This window comes from Aestuariibius sp. HNIBRBA575, assembly GCF_040932005.1.
Lineage (GTDB): Bacteria > Pseudomonadota > Alphaproteobacteria > Rhodobacterales > Rhodobacteraceae > CANLNM01.
This window is the reverse complement of record NZ_CP162414.1, coordinates 2738517-2758584: the sequence shown is the minus strand read 5'-3', so window position 1 is coordinate 2758584 and position 20068 is coordinate 2738517. Positions and strand designations below refer to the sequence as shown.

The window sequence follows — 20068 nt, the reverse complement described above, 5'->3', positions numbered from 1 at the left end:
CTCCTTGCTCGATTTTATCAAACCAGCGCTGTTGTTCACCCTTTTGTTCTGTGGGCAGGCATCCTTGGCGACCCCCCGAGAAGATGCCCTATTCATTGTGCAACGCAGCTCGAGCCCGGCATGGGACGATCGCGTGAATCTGATGCTAAGAGAAGCGTTTGTCGCCACATATTTCAGGCCAATTTCAGGACAAAGTGTTGAAATTGCCGATTTCGACCGGTTTATCGAATTGATCCCGGACCAAGATATTGCACCATATGTCGAGCGCATGAATTCTGAGATGGTTGAGGTCGTTCTGTCCATCTATCGACCGGATCAACTGGCGCGGTATGCAGCTGCTTTGCGGGCTGATGAAAGCGCCACGCTACAAGACATTTTTGAGGCAGAGACCCAAAGGCGATCTGCCGCTGAGCTTGAGCGTGCTCGTATAAACAGGCAACGTTCCGGGGCCGATGATCCGAACGTAATTGCGCTCGAAGAGTTGGTTGTAGAACTGGATGCAACAACAGCCCTTCTTCAAGGCGAAACCGGAGAAAACCTTGCTCAGAGTATGGCTGGGAGCATGAAAACGTTATCCATGCTCATGGGGTTTACGCGCGAAATACGCCAGATTGAACAGCCCCCCAACAATCCTGTTACGATAGCGGCTCTCAAGGCTGACGGGATACTTAGCTTTGCAAACCCCGTGCAGCGTCAAAGTCTGCTTCGACAATTTTCCACGTCTGAAAATTCAGGCGGCTCAAGTAGCATATTCTTTGTGCGACCACCGACCAGGGCGGCACATTCAAACTAAGGATGCTCATGGCGGGCAAAAATACATCGGACAAAGGCTGTGAAAACTGACCTATCAAAACTACCCGGCTGACATCTGACGCAGCAATGCCTCTGATTGGGCATCTGTGGGGATCATCAGTTCGATTTCAAACCCTTCGACCAATGCATCTTGGACCGAGGCAAGCTGCCCCAGCAGCGATGTCATTTGCAGCTCGCCTCCGCCGGGCAAGGCGATGCGGATCGGCACATAGACGGGTACATCTGCATCGGTTTTGAACAGGTTTTCCAAATTGTCGAACACGCCTTGCGACTTTGCCGTGGCAAAGATGTCGGCGACATGCGGGTCGGATGCGGCCGCCGATTGCAGACGGAAATACAGGATATGCACGGCCTCATCCCAATTGGCGATCATGTCGCGCATTGTTGGGCTGAGCATGACCGACAACAGGTTGGGGCTGGCATTCTCTGACGGGATCAGAGCGCCGAACATGTTCGAAAACGCCTGATTTTGGCGCAGAATGTTCCAGCTGGGGTCCAGCACCAACGCCGGAAACGGCCAATTGTTCAACACCCGCGCTTCGATCATATCCAAGGCTTGGGTGACCTCAACCGATTGAAAATCGCGGCGGATATAGGGGTTGCGCAGGCCAGAGGCCTCAAACAGGTTGGCGCGCTGGCCGACGCTTAGCTCTAGTTCACGGCATATACGGGACAGGAAATGAACCGATGGGTGCGATCGCCCGGTTTCTAAAAACGAAACATGCCGCTGCGTTGATCGAAGTCGCCCGGCCAAATCCGCCTGCGACAGTCCAAGCTGCGCGCGCAAATCCCTCAGCACATGCCCAAATTCAGAAACGGTTGCGATTTGCGTCATTATTCCCTCCAAGGGAATTGGGATCATTCCCCTTAATGTGCAAATTGACCCCAACAATTGCAACCACCGTCACAAAGGACGTCGCTATGTTATCTTGGATTTTTCTGGCCCTAATCCTGTATTATGTGGGGCTGTTCCTGCCATCGCTGTTTTTGATCCCACAGATCGGTGTTCCGGCCTACATGGGCAGCCGTGATTCTGTGCCAGAGCCAAGCCCAATGCACAGTCGCGCCCAGCGGGCCACGCGCAATATGTTGGAAAACTTGGTGCCGTTTCTGGCATTGGCGGTATTGGCGATGGTTTTGCCAGAGGCCGATATGGACGGGGCCATTCAGGGGGCGGCGCTGTTTGTTCTGGCCCGTGCCGCCTATTTGCCGCTGTATTTGTTGGCTGTGCCGTGGGTGCGATCCCTGGCTTGGACGGTCGCGTGGATCGGTTTGATCCTGATGGCGCTGGCTTTGATCTAAGGCCGCCCCCTAAAACCAGAAAATAATGCGGGAAGTGAGATTGGCGTCTTGATTCCCGCTCATAATCGGCTTAGTCAGTCCCCCGGCCTTAGGGGTATAGCTCAGCTGGTAGAGCGACGGTCTCCAAAACCGTAGGTCGCGGGTTCGAACCCTGCTGCCCCTGCCAAATCATTCGGCCAAATGCCGACCCAATTCTACCAGACATCGCGACCGGTATTGTAATGGCCTTGATAAAGGGTCGCTGATTCCGTATGTGGCGTGAAGCGATCAAAAGGACGGCACATGGCTATCAATCCAGCAAAGTTTATTCAGGAAACCCGCGTTGAGATTTCCAAGGTTGTGTGGCCCACACGCCGTGAGGTGATCCTGACAACGATCATGGTGTTCATCATGGCGGCATTGACGGCGGTGTTCTTCTCTTTGGTTGATCTGGGCATTCGTTCGGGCCTGGACACGATCCTAAACGGCTTTAGCTGATTGGGCTGGAACGGCCTGTTACCCCTTGAATCCTTTGGGTCTTGGCGGTATCTGCACGACACTTCCCTGTCTGGCGCGCCGCGAATCGAGTTGCGCGCCGATTTTTATTGGCAGGGCGATGCGGGGTAAGGCCCCGTAATTATTGGAATTTTTGCCTGACCCAACGCGGCAGGCAACCACGGCAAGGGTTCGGATCAAATGGCCAAAAGATGGTACACAGTCAGCGTTCTCTCTAACTTTGAGAAAAAGATTGCTGAATCGATCAGAACCTCGGTCGAGGAAAAAGGCATCGAAGACCAGATCGACGAAGTGCTGGTCCCCACCGAAGAAGTGATCGAAGTGCGTCGCGGCAAGAAAGTGACCACCGAGCGCCGGTTCATGCCGGGCTACGTTCTGGTGCATATGGAAATGTCCGACGAAGGCTATCACCTGATCAATTCCATCAACCGCGTCACCGGGTTTTTGGGGCCGCAGGGCCGCCCAATGCCGATGCGCGATGCCGAAGTGAACCAGATCCTGAACCGCGTACAAGAAGGCGAAGAATCGCCACGTACCCTGATCAACTATGAGATCGGCGAAAAGGTGAAAGTGAACGAAGGCCCCTTCGAAGATTTCGACGGCATGGTCGAAGAAGTCGACGAAGAGAACCAGCGCCTCAAGGTTATGGTGTCGATCTTTGGTCGCGCCACCCCGGTCGAGCTGGAATTCACACAGGTTTCAAAGCAGGTCTAAGCCCCCTGACATCCCAGATTTCAAACGCCGTGCAGACAACCTGCGCGGCGTTTTTGTTTAAGGAAAAGGTCTGCGATATTGGGGAACGACTGGCCGTTTGAGTCGTCCCTGACCGAGGTCGCGATGGCAGCGTAATTCTTGATCCTGGAGTTTTTTATGGCGAACGCACTTGTCCCCGAATTTGCTGTTACCAATTGGATTGCCTCTAAGGCGTTCTATTGTGACGTTCTGGGTTTTACCTGCTGTTATGAAAGACCTGATGAAGGATTTTGTTACCTAAGCCTTGGCAATGCTGAGTTGATGATCGACCAAATTGGCGCTGGAAGAACCTTTGATGATGGGCATTTGCCCGCCACTTATCCGTTTGGAAAGGGGTTAAACGTCCAAATCGCGGTTGAAGACATTACCCTTTTAACGTCGTCGTTAGAATCCGCCGGCATCCCGCTTTATCTTGATGTCGAAGATAAATGGTATGTTACGGATGATATGGAGATGGGGCATCGTCAATTCGTCGTGGCTGATCCTGACGGGTACTTGCTGCGTTTCTATCAGTCCCTCGGGTCACGGCAAATTTAAGAGCGGCCCTGACTGCGTTGCAGGCCATTGTTCTGGCGATTTCACTGGCGTGGCATGGCGCATCTTAAACACTCACCAAAACCCTTACACGTTCTCTCTACCTTTCCCTTGCCAATTCGCCCTGTTGGGCCTAAACGGCACCCTTATCGTCTTCGGGCGAGATTCTCTCGTGGGAGGGGCGGTGATCGCGATCATCAATCTGAACCACGTCAACTACGGCCCCGCGGACGCGTCCAAGGGGTGTTGATAAAAGGAAATGCCAAATGGCTAAGAAAATTGCTGGCACGATGAAACTGCAGGTTGCTGCAGGTCAAGCCAACCCATCCCCACCTGTTGGCCCCGCACTGGGTCAGCGCGGGATCAACATCATGGAATTCTGTAAAGCGTTTAACGCCAAAACAGCAGACCTGGAGCCCGGTGCGCCGTGCCCAACCGTGATCACGTATTATCAGGACAAGTCCTTTACCATGGACATCAAGACGCCACCTGCGTCCTATTTCCTGAAAAAAGCGGCCAAGCTGAAATCCGGCGCAAAACTGCCCGGCAAAGAAACCGTTGGTTCCGTGACACCGGCTCAGGTGAAAGAAATCGCCGAAGCCAAGATGAAAGATCTGAACGCGAACGACATCGACGCCGCGATGCAGATTATCCTGGGCTCTGCCCGTTCTATGGGCATCGAGGTTAAGTAATATGGCTAAACTTGGAAAACGCACCCGCGCCGCACGCGAAGCATTCGCCGGCAAAGTGGACGTCACCGTTGCAGAAGCTGTTGAGCTACTGAAAACTGGTGCGACTGCGAAATTCGACGAAACCATCGAAATCGCGTTGTGCTTGGGCGTTGACCCACGTCACGCTGACCAAATGGTTCGCGGCACTGTATCCCTGCCAAATGGCACTGGTAAATCTGTTCGCGTCGCTGTGTTCGCACGTGGCGACAAAGCAGACGAAGCCAAAGCAGCGGGCGCAGATATCGTTGGCGCAGAAGACCTGATGGAAGCCATTCAGGGCGGCAAGATCGACTTTGATCGTTGCATCGCGACACCTGACATGATGCCAATCGTTGGTCGTCTGGGTAAAATCCTGGGCCCACGCAACCTGATGCCAAACCCGAAAATCGGCACAGTGACACCTGACGTCAAAACCGCTGTAGAAGCGGCCAAAGGCGGCGAAGTTCAGTTCAAAGCTGAAAAAGCAGGTGTTGTTCACGCTGGTATCGGCAAAGCATCCTTTGACGCCAAAGCACTGGAAGAAAACATCCTTGCTTTCGTCAATGCGGTTCAAAAAGCCAAGCCAACAGGGGCCAAAGGCGCATACATGCAAAAAGTTGCTGTATCGTCCACAATGGGCCCTGGCGTTTCGATTGCAATCGATTCCGCGACAGGCAACTAATCAACGTCGCCGGGTGTTATTACCGGCGAAAGTTGTGCACAGATCCAAGTCCGGCAGCGCCTTTTGGCCTGCCGGATTTTTTTGTGTCCTGATCGGGCAGAGTCAAAAAATCTGCGGTCAGGAAATGTTCCAGATCCCGTTCGCAAAGCGGATGGGAAATGGCAAAACCTTGAAAACAATGACAGCCCAAGGCGCGGATCGTGTTGATGTCCGCCTGAGTTTCGACGCCTTCGGCGATGGTATCGATCCCCAGCGATTGCGCCATGTCCAAGATCGCTGATACCAAGGCGTGTTGGACCGGCGCCCGGGCCGCGGCCTGCACCAGCCGTCGGTCGATTTTCAGCCGGTCCGGGGAATAGCGCAGCAAGCCGGTGATCGACGCGCGCCCGCTGCCAAAATCATCGGTTTCCAGTCGAACGCCAAGATTGCGCAATTGCGTTAGATTGTCTGAAAATTGATCGCTGATGCTGGTATCGTCGAAATAAATGGTTTCGACGAGTTCCACGGACAAAGTGCAGCTGCGGTTGGTCCACAGGCGCGCAATATCAGTGGGCAAGCTTGGGTCCATCAGTCTGGCTTCGCTGATATTGACGGATAAAGATGGCAGATTGATCCCTTTTTGCGACAGTCGGTCGGCCGTTTCCAATGCCTTTACTAGAACCAGTTGGTCGATTTTGTCGATCAGCCCCATTCCGGTTGCCGCTTTCAGGAACCGGCCGGGCAATAAGGTGCCCAATTCAGGGTGGTGCCACCGGACCAAGGCTTCGGCCCCGATGATTTGATTGCTGCTACAGTCAAATTGCGGCTGAAAATAGGGGACAAATTCGCCGCGTTCGATTGCGCCGGGTATTTGGGTGGACAGGCGCAGGAAATCTTCGGTTTCGTTGCGCAAGTCGTCCGAAATTTTGCAAACGCTGCTGCGCCCGTTATGTTTGGCCTGATACAAGGCGGCATCGGCATGGGATATCAACTGATGCGCATCCAGCTGTCCTGACAGCCCAATTGAGACACCCACACTGGCGCCCACTGTTGCGCGTTGTTGCCCCAGCTGCATCGGTTCCAGCATGGCCTCAACAATGGAATCGCCGATGAAACCGGCGTGATCCAGATCGCGACAGCCCACCAGCAGTACCATGAATTCATCGCCGCCCACCCGGTATAGCGGGTTCTCAGCGCCGATCAGATTTTGCATGCGACGGGCCGCAGCGACCAACACTTCGTCCCCCACGGGATGCCCCAACGTGTCATTGACCCATTTGAATTTGTCCAAATCGATATGCAGCAACGACAGGTCCGATTTGGGGTTGGATAAAACCTGTTGCAGGTCCCGTTCAAAGGCGCGCCGGTTGGGCAGCCCGGTCAGGATATCCTCAAAGGCGGCGCGTTCCAGCGCCGTGCGCGCTTCGCCCAGCTCTTTGTTGCGTTTTTCCAGCTCTTTCAGGGACGCCATGAGATCGCGTTTGGCGACCACTTCTTTGGTGACGTCATGGCCTGTGCCGCGATACCCAACAAAGGTGCCGTCCTCATCAAAGAGAGGGTCACCAGAGACCCGAACCCACAATTCTGAGGCGTCTTCGGTGCGTAGGAATTGGTATTCGAAATTTCGAAAGGACCGGTGGGCATCCAGATCTTCGCGGTGGGCTTTCCAGCCTTCCGGGCTGACCCCCGCATAGCGGACCTCATAACGGCTCCGCCCGAGCAGGATATTGGTGTCAACCTTGGTGACTTCTTGCATGCGCCGCGAAAAATATTGGAATCGATGATTGGCATCGGTTTCCCAAAACCAATCCGATGCAATCCCTGCATAATCTTCTAAGTCCCGAATAACTTTCTTGGGCGTGTCACTGGTCATGTGTTCTGGACTACTGAATGCGTGTTAATTGTTTGCTACTGAAAGCGAAGATCACCATAATGGAAATCAGCATGAGGCGATTTTTGTAGCCTGTAAACTGTTTCCCCGATTTCGGCAGGAAACGGCACCAAATTGACCTATTCCCCCGATTGCACATAACAGACGCATTCTGGCTCTTGTGCTTATGGTTCAGAGCGATTATTTCACCTCTTGCAACCAGCGTGCGATTCGTCGTGCGCTGTTTGCGTTTCGTCCAAGACGGTGGGTGGGTCATCTGATCCCATAATTCCTGCCTGAGACGGGAAAGACAAGATTGGCCGGGGTGTTACCTCGGGCGACTTTGGCAGCCCCGTAGCGGACTTTAACGCCGGTCTGACCGGTAAATAAGAGCCGGGGGGCGTGAGCCTCCCTAATTTGGAGTAAAACTGTGGATAGAGCCCAGAAAGAGAAATTGGTCGACGAACTCGGCCAGATCTTCGAAAGCTCTGGCGTCGTAGTGGTAGCCCATTACGAAGGTCTGACAGTTGCTGAAATGCAAGATCTGCGTGCGCAAATGCGTGAAGCAGGTGGTGCAGTTCGCGTTGCAAAGAACAAGCTCGCCAAAATCGCCCTTGAAGGTAAGCCTTGCGCAAGCATTGCTGACTACCTGACGGGCATGACCGTCATCTCCTATTCTGAAGATCCTGTCGCTGCGGCGAAGGTTGTTCAGGGCTATGCCAAGACCAACGACAAGCTCGTTATTCTTGGTGGTGCCATGGGTGAGACGGCTCTGGACGTCGCTGGTGTGAAAGCCGTGTCCGAAATGCCATCACGTGAAGAGCTTATTGCTTCGATCGTTGGTTGCATCGGCGCACCCGGTTCCAACATCGCGGGGGCCATTGGCGCGCCTGCTTCAAACATCGCAAGCATCCTTTCGACGATCGAAGAGAAAGCGGAAGCTGCTTAAGCAACTTGATTACCTATGTGGGGCATCTGCCCTGACGTTGGAACACATCTAATAGAACGGAAAGCAAAATGGCTGATCTGAAAAAACTTGCAGAAGAGATCGTAGGTCTGACTCTTCTTGAAGCACAAGAACTGAAAACCATCCTCAAAGACGAGTATGGCATCGAACCCGCAGCTGGCGGCGCTGTAATGGTTGCAGCTGGTGGCGACGCCGGTGCAGCAGCAGAAGAAAAAACTGAGTTCGACGTTGTTCTGAAGAACGCCGGCGCTCAGAAAATCAACGTGATCAAAGAAGTTCGCGGCATCACCGGTCTGGGCCTGAAAGAAGCCAAGACATTGGTTGAAGCTGGCGGCAAGATCAAAGAAGGCGTTGACAAAGCTGAAGCTGAAGACATCAAAGGCAAGCTGGAAGCAGCTGGCGCAGAAGTCGAGCTGGCCTAAGTCAGGCGCTTTTGGGGCGGCTTTTAGCCCCTATATTTTAGGCTGGGTCCGTGTTTTGCGGGCCCAGCCGAACCTGTCTTAGCGAAGGGTTTTATTGCAAACCCTTTACTTGGAAAGGTTCAATGGTCGGGAGGCATCCTTTGGGACGGATGCCATGAATAGGCCGAACTGTATCCGCTCTCAGATGGACGCGCGCCGAGGCCCAACGGCATCGCGTACTGCACGAGATTGAAAGGTGACGACGCACATGGCTCAGTCCTTCCTAGGCCAAAAACGCTTGCGCAAGTATTACGGTAAAATCCGCGAAGTACTTGAAATGCCGAACCTCATTGAGGTTCAGAAATCTTCTTATGACCTGTTCTTGGCGTCTGGCGATCAGCCCGAGCCCATGGACGGCGAAGGCATCAAAGGCGTTTTCCAATCGGTATTCCCGATCAAAGATTTCAACGAAACCTCCGTTTTGGAATTCGTTCGCTATAATCTTGAAAAACCCAAATACGACGTTGAAGAATGTATGCAACGTGACATGACCTACAGCGCGCCGCTGAAGGTGACATTGCGTTTGATCGTGTTTGATGTCGACGAAGATACCGGTGCGAAATCGGTCAAAGACATCAAAGAACAAGACGTGTTCATGGGCGATATGCCTTTGATGACGCCAAACGGGACGTTTGTTGTGAACGGCACCGAACGTGTGATCGTGTCGCAAATGCACCGCTCACCCGGTGTGTTCTTTGACCATGACAAAGGCAAAACCCATTCTTCGGGCAAATTGCTGTTTGCATGCCGGATCATTCCATACCGTGGCTCTTGGCTTGATTTCGAATTCGATGCCAAAGATCTGGTATTCTGCCGGATTGACCGTCGTCGTAAATTGCCTGTCACCACGCTGCTTTATGCGCTGGGTCTGGACCAAGAAGGCATCATGGATGCCTATTACAACACGGTGAATTACACACTGGAAGGTAAGAGCAAAGGTTGGGTCACCAAGTTCTTCCCGCAGCGGGTTCGTGGCACACGTCCGATCTATGATCTGGTCGACGCGAAAACCGGCGAAGTGATCGGCAAGGCCGGCGAAAAAGTGACGCCGCGCACTGTGAAAAAACTGATCGACGAAGGTGAAGTCACCGATCTGTTGATCCCGTTCGAACAGATCCTGGGCAAATTTGTTGCCAAGGACATCATCAACGAAGAAACCGGTGCGATCTACGTCGAAGCTGGTGACGAGTTGACGTTTGAGCGCGACAAAGAAGGTGAAGTGATCGGCGGTTCCTTGAAAGAACTGATCGACGCGGGCATCACCGAAATCCCTGTGCTGGACATCGACAACGTCAATGTTGGCCCCTACATGCGCAACACAATGGCGTCGGATAAAAACCTGGGTCGCGATACTGCGCTTATGGATATTTACCGCGTTATGCGTCCGGGTGAACCACCCACCGTCGAAGCGGCGTCAAACCTGTTTGACAGCCTGTTCTTTGACAGCGAGCGTTACGATCTGTCCGCTGTGGGTCGCGTGAAAATGAACATGCGTCTGGCTTTGGATGCAGAAGACACCGAACGCACCCTGCGCAAAGAAGACATCATTTCCTGCATCAAAGCGCTGGTTGATCTGCGCGACGGCCGTGGCGATATCGACGATATTGACCACCTTGGGAACCGTCGTGTGCGTTCGGTTGGCGAATTGATGGAAAACCAGTACCGTGTTGGCCTGCTGCGCATGGAGCGTGCCATCAAGGAACGTATGTCCAGCGTCGAAATCGACACCGTCATGCCACAGGATCTGATCAACGCGAAACCGGCGGCTGCCGCTGTGCGTGAATTCTTTGGCTCTTCGCAGCTGTCGCAATTCATGGACCAAACCAACCCCTTGTCAGAAGTCACGCATAAGCGTCGTCTGTCTGCGCTTGGGCCCGGCGGTTTGACCCGTGAACGTGCTGGCTTTGAGGTGCGCGACGTGCACCCGACCCACTATGGTCGGATGTGCCCGATTGAAACACCAGAAGGGCCAAACATTGGTCTGATCAACAGCCTTGCCACATTCGCACGTGTGAACAAATACGGCTTCATCGAAACACCTTATCGCGTTGTCAAAGACGCTGAGGTCACGGATGAAGTCCACTATATGTCCGCAACCGAAGAAATGCGTCACACCGTGGCGCAGGCCAACGCGACATTGGACGATAGCGGTAAATTCATCAACGATCTGGTGTCCACTCGTCAGTCCGGTGAATACACGCTGTCCCCACGCGAAAGCATCGATTTGATCGACGTTTCGCCCAAACAGCTGGTCTCGGTCGCTGCGTCCTTGATCCCATTCCTTGAAAACGACGATGCGAACCGGGCCCTGATGGGATCGAACATGCAACGTCAGGCTGTTCCTTTGCTACAAGCAGAGGCACCGCTGGTCGGAACGGGCATCGAAGAAGTTGTTGCACGGGATTCTGGCGCGGCCATCATGGCCAAACGCGGCGGGATCATTGACCAAGTTGACGCAACACGGATCGTTGTGCGCGCAACCGAGGATCTGATCCTTGGCGATGCGGGCGTTGACATCTATCGTCTGCGCAAATTCCAGCGTTCGAACCAAAACACCTGTATCAACCAGCGTCCGCTGGTCAAAGTGGGTGACCGGGTTCGCGGTGGCGAAGTGCTGGCCGATGGTCCATCCACTGACATGGGTGAATTGGCCCTTGGTAAAAACGTCGTTGTCGCGTTTATGCCGTGGAATGGCTACAACTACGAAGATTCGATCCTGATCTCTGAGCGCATCGTAAAAGACGACGTGTTTACATCGGTTCACATCGAAGAATTCGAAGTTGCCGCACGTGACACCAAGCTTGGGCCAGAGGAAATCACCCGTGATATTCCAAACGTAGGCGAAGAAGCCCTGCGTAATCTGGACGAAGCTGGCATTGTCTACATTGGTGCCGAAGTGGGCCCAGCGGACATTCTGGTTGGTAAGATCACACCAAAAGGCGAAAGCCCGATGACACCAGAGGAAAAGCTTCTGCGCGCCATCTTTGGTGAAAAAGCATCCGATGTGCGTGACACATCCCTGCGTTTGCCACCCGGCGACTACGGTACAATCGTAGAAGTTCGCGTGTTCAATCGCCACGGCGTCGAAAAAGACGAACGTGCGCTTCAGATCGAACGCGAAGAGGTCGAAAGCCTGGCGCGTGACCGTGACGATGAACTCGTTATTCTGGATCGCAACATCTATGCCCGTCTAAAGAGCATGGTGTTGGGCAAAGTGGCTGTGAAAGGCCCCAAAGGTCTGCGTCCAAACGAAGTTGTCACCGAAGAATTGCTGGACAGCCTGACCCGTGGTCAGTGGTGGATGATCGCCCTTGAGGACGAAACAGACGCATCCCATGTCGAAGCGCTGAACGAGCAATACGAAGCTCAGAAGCGGACATTGGACGCCCGTTTTGAAGACAAGGTCGAAAAAGTCCGTCGCGGCGACGATCTGCCACCCGGCGTGATGAAAATGGTCAAAGTGTTCGTCGCGGTGAAGCGCAAGCTGCAGCCCGGTGATAAAATGGCCGGTCGTCACGGCAACAAAGGTGTTATTTCCAAGGTTGTTCCGATCGAAGACATGCCATTCCTGCAAGACGGGACACCGGTTGACTTCGTTCTGAACCCGCTCGGCGTGCCGTCGCGGATGAACGTTGGTCAGATCCTTGAAACGCATATGGGCTGGGCGTCCCGTGGTCTGGGTATCCAGATCGACGAGGCTGTTCAGGAATACCGCCGGTCCGGCGATATGACCCCTGTGCGCGATGCCATGAAAATCGCCTATGGGGCCGACGTCTATGACGAAGGTCTGGCAGATATGGATCAGGAACAGTTGCTAGAAGCAGCGGGTAACGTGACCCGTGGTGTTCCAATCGCGACGCCGGTCTTTGATGGCGCCAAAGAAGCGGATGTAAACGATGCATTGACCCGTGCCGGGTTTGATACATCGGGTCAGTCCACTTTGTATGATGGCCGCACAGGCGAACAATTCGCCCGTAAAGTCACCGTCGGCATCAAGTATCTGCTGAAACTGCACCACCTGGTGGATGACAAAATCCACGCGCGTTCGACCGGTCCATACTCGCTTGTTACTCAGCAGCCGCTGGGTGGTAAGGCGCAGTTTGGTGGCCAGCGCTTTGGGGAAATGGAAGTCTGGGCTCTGGAAGCTTATGGCGCTGCATATACCCTGCAGGAAATGCTGACTGTTAAATCCGATGACGTGGCTGGACGGACGAAAGTCTATGAAAGCATCGTTAAGGGCGAAGACAACTTTGAAGCGGGCATTCCGGAATCGTTTAACGTTCTGGTGAAAGAAGTCCGTGGTCTTGGCCTGAATATGGAACTCCTGGATGCGGAGATTGAGGAGTAAGGGCGTTTTGCCCTTCTCCTTTCCCCTTCCGCACGAATTTGAGGTATCAAAATGAACCAGGAACTGACGAACAACCCGTTTAACCCGCTGACACCAGCCAAGGTTTTCGACGAAATCAAGGTCTCTTTGGCCTCACCAGAACGGATCCTGTCGTGGTCGTTCGGTGAGATCAAGAAACCAGAAACCATCAACTACCGGACGTTCAAACCTGAACGTGACGGTCTGTTCTGCGCGCGTATCTTTGGCCCAATCAAAGATTACGAATGCCTGTGTGGTAAATATAAACGCATGAAGTATCGCGGCGTTGTCTGCGAGAAATGTGGTGTTGAAGTTACCCTGCAAAAGGTGCGCCGCGAACGTATGGGCCATATCGAACTGGCATCCCCAGTTGCGCATATCTGGTTCCTGAAATCGCTGCCGTCCCGGATCGGGCTCATGCTGGACATGACCCTGCGTGATCTGGAACGCATCCTGTATTTCGAAAACTACGTTGTGATCGAACCGGGTCTGACCGACCTGCAATTCGGGGCCCTGATGACCGAAGAGGAATTCCTCGACGCGCAGGACGCCTATGGCATGGACGCTTTTACCGCCAATATCGGCGCCGAAGCGATCCGCGAAATGCTGTCGATGATCGACCTTGAGGCCGAAGCAGAGACCCTGCGCGCGGACCTGAAGGAAGCCACCGGCGAGCTGAAGCCTAAAAAGATCATCAAACGTCTGAAGATCGTGGAAAGCTTCATTGAATCCGGCAACCGTCCGGAATGGATGATCATGACCGTGATCCCAGTGATCCCACCAGAATTGCGCCCATTGGTGCCTCTGGATGGCGGGCGTTTCGCGACATCCGATTTGAACGATCTGTATCGTCGGGTGATCAACCGGAACAACCGTCTGAAACGTCTGATCGAATTGCGCGCACCTGATATCATCGTGCGCAACGAAAAGCGGATGTTGCAGGAATCTGTGGATGCGTTGTTTGACAATGGCCGTCGTGGTCGTGTCATCACCGGTGCCAACAAACGTCCTCTGAAATCCCTCAGCGATATGCTGAAAGGGAAGCAAGGCCGGTTCCGTCAAAACCTTTTGGGTAAACGCGTCGACTTCTCTGGTCGGTCGGTCATTGTGACTGGTCCCGAACTGAAGCTGCATCAATGTGGTTTGCCCAAAAAGATGGCGTTGGAGCTGTTTAAACCGTTCATCTATTCACGTCTGGAGGCCAAAGGCCTGTCCAGCACCGTGAAACAGGCGAAAAAGCTGGTCGAAAAAGAGCGTCCCGAAGTGTGGGATATCTTGGACGAAGTGATCCGCGAACACCCTGTTATGTTGAACCGTGCGCCAACATTGCACCGTTTGGGCATCCAAGCGTTTGAACCCACGCTGATCGAAGGCAAGGCTATTCAGCTGCACCCGCTGGTCTGTTCTGCGTTTAACGCTGACTTTGATGGGGACCAAATGGCGGTTCACGTTCCTCTGAGCCTCGAAGCTCAGCTGGAAGCCCGTGTTCTGATGATGTCGACCAACAACGTTCTGTCGCCTGCCAACGGCGCGCCGATCATCGTTCCGTCGCAGGATATGATCTTGGGTCTGTATTACACGACCATCGAACGCGAAGGTCAAAAAGGCGAAGGCATGGTCTTTGGCGATGTTCAAGAAGTTGAGCACGCGCTGAATTCGGGTGAAGTTCACCTGCATTCCAAGATCGAATGCCGGATCCCGCAGATCGACGAAGAAGGCAACGAAGTCATGGTGCGGTTCGAAACCACACCGGGCCGCGTGCGTTTGGGTGCGTTGTTGCCTCGCAATAACAAAGCGCCGTTCAGCCTGGTCAACCGTCTGCTGCGTAAGAAAGAAGTGCAGCAGATCATTGATACCGTTTACCGGTATTGTGGCCAGAAAGAATCCGTCATTTTCTGTGATCAGATCATGACCATGGGTTTCCGCGAAGCGTTTAAAGCCGGGATTTCCTTCGGCAAGGACGACATGGTTATCCCTGACACCAAATGGACGTTGGTTGATGAAACCCGCGATCAGGTGAAGGATTTTGAACAGCAATACATGGACGGTCTGATCACCCAAGGTGAGAAGTACAACAAAGTTGTCGACGCCTGGTCAAAAGCCAACGACAAAGTCACCGACGCGATGATGAACACCATCTCGGCGAACAAACGTGACGATCAGGGTGCCGAAATGGAGCCGAACTCGGTTTACATGATGGCCCATTCTGGTGCGCGTGGCTCGGTCACACAGATGAAACAGCTGGGCGGGATGCGCGGCTTGATGGCCAAGCCGGATGGCTCGATCATTGAGACACCGATTATCTCGAACTTTAAAGAAGGTCTGACCGTTCTGGAGTACTTTAACTCCACCCACGGTGCCCGTAAGGGTCTGTCAGATACGGCTTTGAAAACAGCGAACTCGGGGTATCTGACTCGTCGTCTGGTGGATGTTGCGCAGGATTGTATCGTGCGTGTCATCGATTGCGGCACCGATCAGGCGATCACCGCCGAAGCGGCTGTCAATGACGGTGAAGTGGTTGCGTCGCTTGGCGAACGTGTGCTGGGCCGTGTGTCCGCAGACGACGTCATGGTCCCCGGCACAGACGAAGTGCTGGTCGCCCAAGGCGAATTGATCGACGAACGCAAGGCAGACCTGATCGAAGAATCCGATGTGGTTTCCATGCGTATTCGTTCGCCGCTAACCTGTGAAGCCGAAGACGGCGTTTGCGCAACCTGCTACGGCCGTGATTTGGCCCGTGGTACACGCGTGAACATCGGCGAAGCAGTCGGCATCATCGCAGCCCAATCCATTGGGGAACCCGGCACACAGCTAACAATGCGGACATTCCACATTGGCGGCGTTGCGCAGGGTGGTCAGCAATCCTTCCTTGAGGCATCTCAGGACGGTAAGGTTGAATTCCGCGATGCACGGACCCTGACCAATGCAGCGGGTGAAATCGTTGTCATCGGTCGGAACATGGTTCTGGCGATTGTGGGCGACGACGGCGAAGAGCGCGCCAGCCATAAGGTTGGATACGGTTCCAAAGTGTTTGTCAAAGACGGTGCAAAAATTGCCCGTGGTGACAAAATGTTCGAATGGGATCCATACACTCTGCCGATCATTGCTGAGAAATCCGGTACTGCGAAATACGTTGATCTGACCGCCGGTATTGCCGTGCGCGAAGTCACCGATGACGCAACTGGCATGACCCAGAAAATCGTGACCGACTGGCGTTCTGCGCCAAAGGGCAACGAGCTGAAGCCGGAAATCTTTGTGGTTGGCGCCGATGGCGAACCCATGCGCAACGATGCCGGTAACCCAGTGACCTACCAAATGTCTGTTGACGCAATTCTGTCGGTCGAAGATGGCCAACAGGTCGAAGCCGGGGACGTGGTTGCACGTATTCCGCGTGAAGGCGCCAAAACCAAGGACATTACCGGTGGTCTGCCACGTGTGGCCGAGTTGTTCGAAGCACGTCGTCCGAAAGACAACGCGATCATTTCCGAAATTGACGGTTATGTGCGCTTTGGCAAGGACTACAAGAACAAGCGCCGCATCGCGATTGAGCCAGCTGACGAGAGCATGGAAAAAGTCGAGTACATGGTGCCCAAAGGCAAACACATTCCTGTTCAGGAAGGTGATTTTGTCCAGAAGGGCGATTACATCATGGACGGTAACCCAGCGCCGCACGATATTCTTGCGGTTATGGGGGTCGAAGCTTTGGCTGACTACATGATCGACGAAGTTCAGGACGTTTACCGTCTGCAAGGTGTGAAGATCAACGATAAGCATATCGAAGTGATCGTGCGCCAGATGCTGCAGAAATGGGAAATTTCTGACTCGGGTGAAACCACATTGCTGAAAGGCGAAACTGTGGACAAAGCCGAGTTTGACGAAGCCAACGAAAAGGCGATTTCCAAAGGGGGCCGCCCAGCCAAAGGCGAACCAATCCTGCTTGGGATCACCAAGGCGTCGTTGCAGACACGGTCGTTCATCTCAGCCGCGTCGTTCCAGGAAACCACACGCGTTCTGACCGAAGCTTCGGTTCAGGGCAAACGCGACAAACTGGTTGGCCTGAAAGAAAACGTCATCGTGGGCCGTCTGATCCCAGCCGGGACAGGTGGCGCGACACAGCTGATGCGGTCTATCGCGGCCCAGCGTGACAAGGTTGTCCTGTCCGCCCGCCGCGAAGAAGCCGAAGCAGCCGTGGCCTTGGCCGCCCCAATGGAAGACGACGTCATCGGTGGTGACGAGTTTGACACATTGGTTGTGGACACACCCGAAAGCCGCGAATAAGCGACCCCTTTTCTAAACAACAAAGAGCCCCGATTATTCGGGGCTCTTTTTATTTGTAGGGGTGGTTGATGGCCGGATCGTGGGCCATCAATCGGATCACGCCAATGTTGGGGTGATGTTCAAACCGTTCCGGGTGGCGTTGGAATACGGGCATACCTCATGGGCAATCCCGATCAGTTTCTCGGCGTGATCCCTGTCCAAGCCGGGGATAGCGACGCTGATCTGCACATCCAGACCAAACCCACCCTCGGAACGTGGACCAATGCCAACCGTTGTGGTCACGGTCAGATCTTCGGGCAGTTTGGTTTTCACGTTGTCATCATGCGCGGCGACATGTTTGATCGCCCCTAAAAAACACGCCGCATAACCTGCCGCAAATAATTGCTCTGGGTTATTGCCTTCGCGTCCGTCACCGCCAAGTTCCTTTGGGGTGGAAAGCGCGATTTTGAACGATCCGTCCTGAGTTTCAGCAACGCCATCGCGGCCGCCTGTGGCACGTGCTTGGGTGGAATAGAGTACTTCTGTTGTCATGGTGTGGCCCCTGAGGTTTTGGTGTGCATTATTGCATAGTGCATTATTTATTTTTAGCATGGCAATCACAAAGTCAACTCACAGCCCCGTGAAAGCCCTGTCTCAGCCTAAGGCCACTTGAAAGAGGTGCAGATGAAATTTACTTTGGGCACAAACCAATAGGGGCATATGCCTGATGCAACCCACAGAAAAAACAGACAGCCGCCTGCGGATTGAGGATCAATTGTGTTTTGCGCTTTATTCAGCGTCGCGCGCAATTACCAAGGAATACAGGACGTTACTGGCACCGATGGGCATAACCTATCCACAATATCTGGCTCTGATGGCGCTGTGGCAGCAGGACGGTCTGATGGTTCAACAGATCGCTACACAGTTGCAGGTGGATCAGGCGACCGTGACGCCGCTGGTGAAACGATTGGAAAAACTCGGCATCGTTGACCGCATCAGAAGCAAAGACGACGAACGCCGGGTTGAGGTTTTCCTGACGGCCAAAGGGCGCGGGCTATATCACGACGCAGTGCAGGTGCCCGGCGCGATTGGCTGCGCAATCGGGGTTGATCCCACACAGGCGCAGGACCTGATTGCCCAAATGAACGCGATCAAATCTTTCATTGAAGGCCGCAGCGCCCCGACGGACATCGCAGATTAAAACTGGCTGGCCAGATGATCAATGAGTGCGCGAATTCTGGCGGTCAGATGTCGGCTTGGCGGATAGACCGCAAAGAGGCCGATGACCCTTGCCTCTTGGTCCTCAAAGATCAATTTCAGGCGTTGATCGTCCAGAAACGGGCGGGCGGTGTATAACGGCACGCGACCGATCCCCAAACCGTCCGCCGCCATATTGGCCACGGCAAGCGGCGAATTGGCCCTAAAATTGCCCGTCACAGGGACCGTGTAAGGGCCTGACTTGCCTTTGAATTCCCAACTGTCAGTTGTCGTGAGCGTGCTTTGCAACAGACAATTATGGGTCGTCAATGCGGCGGGGTCTTTGGGTTCACCATGGGCGGCCAAATAGCTGGGCGCGGCACATAGCACGATCCGCATGTCCATCAGCTTGCGGGCTATCAGGCTGGAATCCTTTAACACCCCAAACCGGATCGCCAGATCAAACCCTTCTTCGACAATCGAAACATGGTGATCTGACAGGCGCAATTCGATCGACACTTTGGGATGGGCGACTTGAAATGGCTTTAGCATATGAACCAATTGCCCGGACCCAAATCCTGTGGGCGCAGTGATCCTGATCCGACCGGCAAGCTCGGTTTGCCGATCCTGAACCAGACCTTCGAGTTCATCAAATTGTTCCAGCAAAGGTTGGCAGCGTTTGAAATAGGCCGCGCCGGTTTCCGTCATGGCCACGCGACGGGTGGTGCGGTGAAACAGCTGTGCGTTCAGGCGCTCTTCGAGTTGGCCAACGTATTTGCTGGCAAGTTTGGTGCTGATGCCAACCTGTTTTGCGCCTTCGGTAAAGGAGCCATGTGTTGCAACCGCCGCAAAGGTGCGCATCCCGATGATCGTGTCCATTGTCGCCGCTATGTTCATAAACATTCAACGCATAGGTATATTATCGCCCTGACCGTCGCAAGCTATTCACTGTGCATCGCCGGGACCAAGCCCGGTTCAAACAAAAGGATGACACAGATGTCTAACGCCGTTCGTATCCACAGTTTTCCACTATCTGGTCATGCGCACCGGGTTGTCCTGTTTGCCAATCTGGCTGGGATCAACCACGAAGTCGTCAATGTTGACCTGGCTGGGGGCGCGCATAAACAGGACAGTTTCCTAGCGCTCAATCCTGTGGGTCAGGTGCCCGTGATCGAAGATGGCGACGCCGTCATTTCCGACAGCAATGCCATTTTGGTTTATCTCGCCCGCAAATATGCCCCAACCTACATTCCCAGCGATCCCATCGGCGAAGCGCAAGTGCAGAAATTTCTGACATTGGCAGCGGGTGAATTGGCGTTTGGCCCAGCGGCAGCGCGATTGATCACCGTGTTCAACGCCCCATTTGACCCAGATTTTTGCAAAGCCACAGCGGCCAAAGTTTTGACCAAACTCGACGCGCATCTGGACGGTCGCGACTTCTTGGTTGGGGACACGGTGACCATCGCGGATGTGGCGATCTATAGCTACACAGCGCATGCTCCCGAAGGCGGCGTTTCGTTGGACCCATACCCAAATGTGCGCCGTTTGCTGAGCAATATCGAAGCGTTAGACGGCTTCGTTGCCATGCCGTCAACGCCCGCCGGTCTACTGGCAGAGCCTGCATAATCCAGATCCAAGGCTTGGTCCCGGACCATCTGGGCCAAGCCAACCCAATCCCTGAG

17 protein-coding genes and 1 tRNA gene are annotated in these 20068 nt (G+C 54.0%); 14 read left to right on the top strand and 4 right to left on the bottom strand.

Going from position 1 to position 20068, the window contains the following annotated elements:
* Window positions 1–4 precede the first annotated feature (4 nt).
* The gene (locus AB1F12_RS13875; protein WP_368184961.1) at window positions 5–793 is read left to right on the top strand and encodes a hypothetical protein; all 789 of its coding nucleotides are present in this window, start codon (window positions 5–7) and stop codon (window positions 791–793) included.
* Window positions 794–853: 60 nt separating this feature from the next.
* On the opposite strand, the gene AB1F12_RS13870 is transcribed toward AB1F12_RS13875, so the two are convergent.
* A complete protein-coding gene (locus AB1F12_RS13870) occupies window positions 854–1648 on the bottom strand; it encodes a helix-turn-helix domain-containing protein (RefSeq protein WP_368184960.1) in 795 nt (264 codons plus the stop codon).
* Between the two features lie 86 nt (window positions 1649–1734).
* Here AB1F12_RS13870 and AB1F12_RS13865 point away from each other — a divergent pair, with 86 nt between their 5' ends.
* The 7 genes from AB1F12_RS13865 (at window position 1735) to rplA (ending at window position 5289) form a co-directional block, all read left to right on the top strand.
* Window positions 1735–2115, top strand: a complete 381-nt coding sequence (locus AB1F12_RS13865) for an MAPEG family protein (RefSeq protein WP_368184959.1) — start codon at window positions 1735–1737, stop codon at window positions 2113–2115.
* A 90-nt stretch (window positions 2116–2205) separates the two neighbouring features.
* Window positions 2206–2281: transfer RNA gene (locus AB1F12_RS13860), tRNA-Trp, on the top strand.
* A 116-nt stretch (window positions 2282–2397) separates the two neighbouring features.
* Window positions 2398–2592, top strand: a complete 195-nt coding sequence (gene secE, locus AB1F12_RS13855) for a preprotein translocase subunit SecE (protein ID WP_368184958.1) — start codon at window positions 2398–2400, stop codon at window positions 2590–2592.
* Window positions 2593–2790: 198 nt separating this feature from the next.
* On the top strand, window positions 2791–3324 hold the full coding sequence (nusG, locus tag AB1F12_RS13850; protein WP_368184957.1) for a transcription termination/antitermination protein NusG: 534 nt from the start codon (window positions 2791–2793) through the stop codon (window positions 3322–3324).
* A gap of 138 nt (window positions 3325–3462) precedes the next feature.
* Window positions 3463–3900, top strand: coding sequence for a bleomycin resistance protein (locus AB1F12_RS13845; protein WP_368184956.1), 438 nt, complete (start codon window positions 3463–3465; stop codon window positions 3898–3900).
* 263 nt (window positions 3901–4163) lie between these two features.
* A complete protein-coding gene (gene rplK / locus AB1F12_RS13840; protein WP_368184955.1) occupies window positions 4164–4589 on the top strand; it encodes a 50S ribosomal protein L11 in 426 nt (141 codons plus the stop codon).
* Window position 4590: 1 nt separating this feature from the next.
* Window positions 4591–5289, top strand: a complete 699-nt coding sequence (gene rplA / locus AB1F12_RS13835; RefSeq protein ID WP_368184954.1) for a 50S ribosomal protein L1 — start codon at window positions 4591–4593, stop codon at window positions 5287–5289.
* Window positions 5290–5308: 19 nt separating this feature from the next.
* Here rplA and AB1F12_RS13830 read toward each other — a convergent pair whose 3' ends face one another.
* Window positions 5309–7141, bottom strand: coding sequence for a putative bifunctional diguanylate cyclase/phosphodiesterase (locus AB1F12_RS13830; RefSeq protein ID WP_368184953.1), 1833 nt, complete (start codon window positions 7139–7141; stop codon window positions 5309–5311).
* A gap of 427 nt (window positions 7142–7568) precedes the next feature.
* Between AB1F12_RS13830 and rplJ the strand changes: the two genes are divergently transcribed.
* The 4 genes from rplJ (at window position 7569) to rpoC (ending at window position 17210) form a co-directional block, all read left to right on the top strand.
* Entirely contained in the window at window positions 7569–8087 is a 519-nt protein-coding gene (gene rplJ / locus AB1F12_RS13825; RefSeq protein ID WP_368184952.1) for a 50S ribosomal protein L10, read from the top strand.
* 68 nt (window positions 8088–8155) lie between these two features.
* Window positions 8156–8527, top strand: a complete 372-nt coding sequence (gene rplL, locus AB1F12_RS13820) for a 50S ribosomal protein L7/L12 (RefSeq protein WP_368184951.1) — start codon at window positions 8156–8158, stop codon at window positions 8525–8527.
* A 247-nt stretch (window positions 8528–8774) separates the two neighbouring features.
* Entirely contained in the window at window positions 8775–12914 is a 4140-nt protein-coding gene (rpoB, locus tag AB1F12_RS13815) for a DNA-directed RNA polymerase subunit beta (protein ID WP_368184950.1), read from the top strand.
* Between the two features lie 51 nt (window positions 12915–12965).
* A complete protein-coding gene (gene rpoC / locus AB1F12_RS13810; RefSeq protein ID WP_368184949.1) occupies window positions 12966–17210 on the top strand; it encodes a DNA-directed RNA polymerase subunit beta' in 4245 nt (1414 codons plus the stop codon).
* A gap of 96 nt (window positions 17211–17306) precedes the next feature.
* Here the strand turns inward: rpoC and AB1F12_RS13805 are convergent, their stop codons facing one another.
* A complete protein-coding gene (locus AB1F12_RS13805; RefSeq protein WP_368184948.1) occupies window positions 17307–17741 on the bottom strand; it encodes an organic hydroperoxide resistance protein in 435 nt (144 codons plus the stop codon).
* Window positions 17742–17916: 175 nt separating this feature from the next.
* Between AB1F12_RS13805 and AB1F12_RS13800 the strand changes: the two genes are divergently transcribed.
* Window positions 17917–18390 carry a MarR family winged helix-turn-helix transcriptional regulator gene (locus tag AB1F12_RS13800; RefSeq protein WP_368184947.1) on the top strand — a complete coding sequence of 158 codons (474 nt, stop codon included), beginning with the start codon at window positions 17917–17919 and terminating at the stop codon, window positions 18388–18390.
* Here AB1F12_RS13800 and AB1F12_RS13795 read toward each other — a convergent pair.
* Entirely contained in the window at window positions 18387–19265 is an 879-nt protein-coding gene (locus AB1F12_RS13795; RefSeq protein WP_368184946.1) for a LysR family transcriptional regulator, read from the bottom strand. The two genes, AB1F12_RS13800 and AB1F12_RS13795, sit on opposite strands and share 4 nt — an antisense overlap.
* 117 nt (window positions 19266–19382) lie before the next feature.
* Here AB1F12_RS13795 and AB1F12_RS13790 point away from each other — a divergent pair, with 117 nt between their 5' ends.
* Window positions 19383–20012: a glutathione S-transferase family protein gene (locus AB1F12_RS13790; protein ID WP_368184945.1), complete on the top strand. Its 630-nt coding sequence runs from the start codon at window positions 19383–19385 to the stop codon at window positions 20010–20012.
* Window positions 20013–20068 lie beyond the last annotated feature (56 nt).

Excerpts from the sequence above, each read along its gene's own strand:
- AB1F12_RS13870 (WP_368184960.1), bottom strand. The coding sequence starts at position 1,648 with ATGACGCAAATCGCAACCGTTTCTGAATTTGGGCATGTGCTGAGGGAT.
- AB1F12_RS13865 (WP_368184959.1), top strand. The coding sequence starts at position 1,735 with ATGTTATCTTGGATTTTTCTGGCCCTAATCCTGTATTATGTGGGGCTG.
- secE (WP_368184958.1), top strand. The coding sequence starts at position 2,398 with ATGGCTATCAATCCAGCAAAGTTTATTCAGGAAACCCGCGTTGAGATT.
- nusG (WP_368184957.1), top strand. The coding sequence starts at position 2,791 with ATGGCCAAAAGATGGTACACAGTCAGCGTTCTCTCTAACTTTGAGAAA.
- rplK (WP_368184955.1), top strand. The coding sequence starts at position 4,164 with ATGGCTAAGAAAATTGCTGGCACGATGAAACTGCAGGTTGCTGCAGGT.
- rplA (WP_368184954.1), top strand. The coding sequence starts at position 4,591 with ATGGCTAAACTTGGAAAACGCACCCGCGCCGCACGCGAAGCATTCGCC.
- AB1F12_RS13830 (WP_368184953.1), bottom strand. The coding sequence starts at position 7,141 with ATGACCAGTGACACGCCCAAGAAAGTTATTCGGGACTTAGAAGATTAT.
- rplL (WP_368184951.1), top strand. The coding sequence starts at position 8,156 with ATGGCTGATCTGAAAAAACTTGCAGAAGAGATCGTAGGTCTGACTCTT.
- rpoB (WP_368184950.1), top strand. The coding sequence starts at position 8,775 with ATGGCTCAGTCCTTCCTAGGCCAAAAACGCTTGCGCAAGTATTACGGT.
- rpoC (WP_368184949.1), top strand. The coding sequence starts at position 12,966 with ATGAACCAGGAACTGACGAACAACCCGTTTAACCCGCTGACACCAGCC.
- AB1F12_RS13805 (WP_368184948.1), bottom strand. The coding sequence starts at position 17,741 with ATGACAACAGAAGTACTCTATTCCACCCAAGCACGTGCCACAGGCGGC.
- AB1F12_RS13800 (WP_368184947.1), top strand. The coding sequence starts at position 17,917 with ATGCAACCCACAGAAAAAACAGACAGCCGCCTGCGGATTGAGGATCAA.
- AB1F12_RS13795 (WP_368184946.1), bottom strand. The coding sequence starts at position 19,265 with ATGGACACGATCATCGGGATGCGCACCTTTGCGGCGGTTGCAACACAT.
- AB1F12_RS13790 (WP_368184945.1), top strand. The coding sequence starts at position 19,383 with ATGTCTAACGCCGTTCGTATCCACAGTTTTCCACTATCTGGTCATGCG.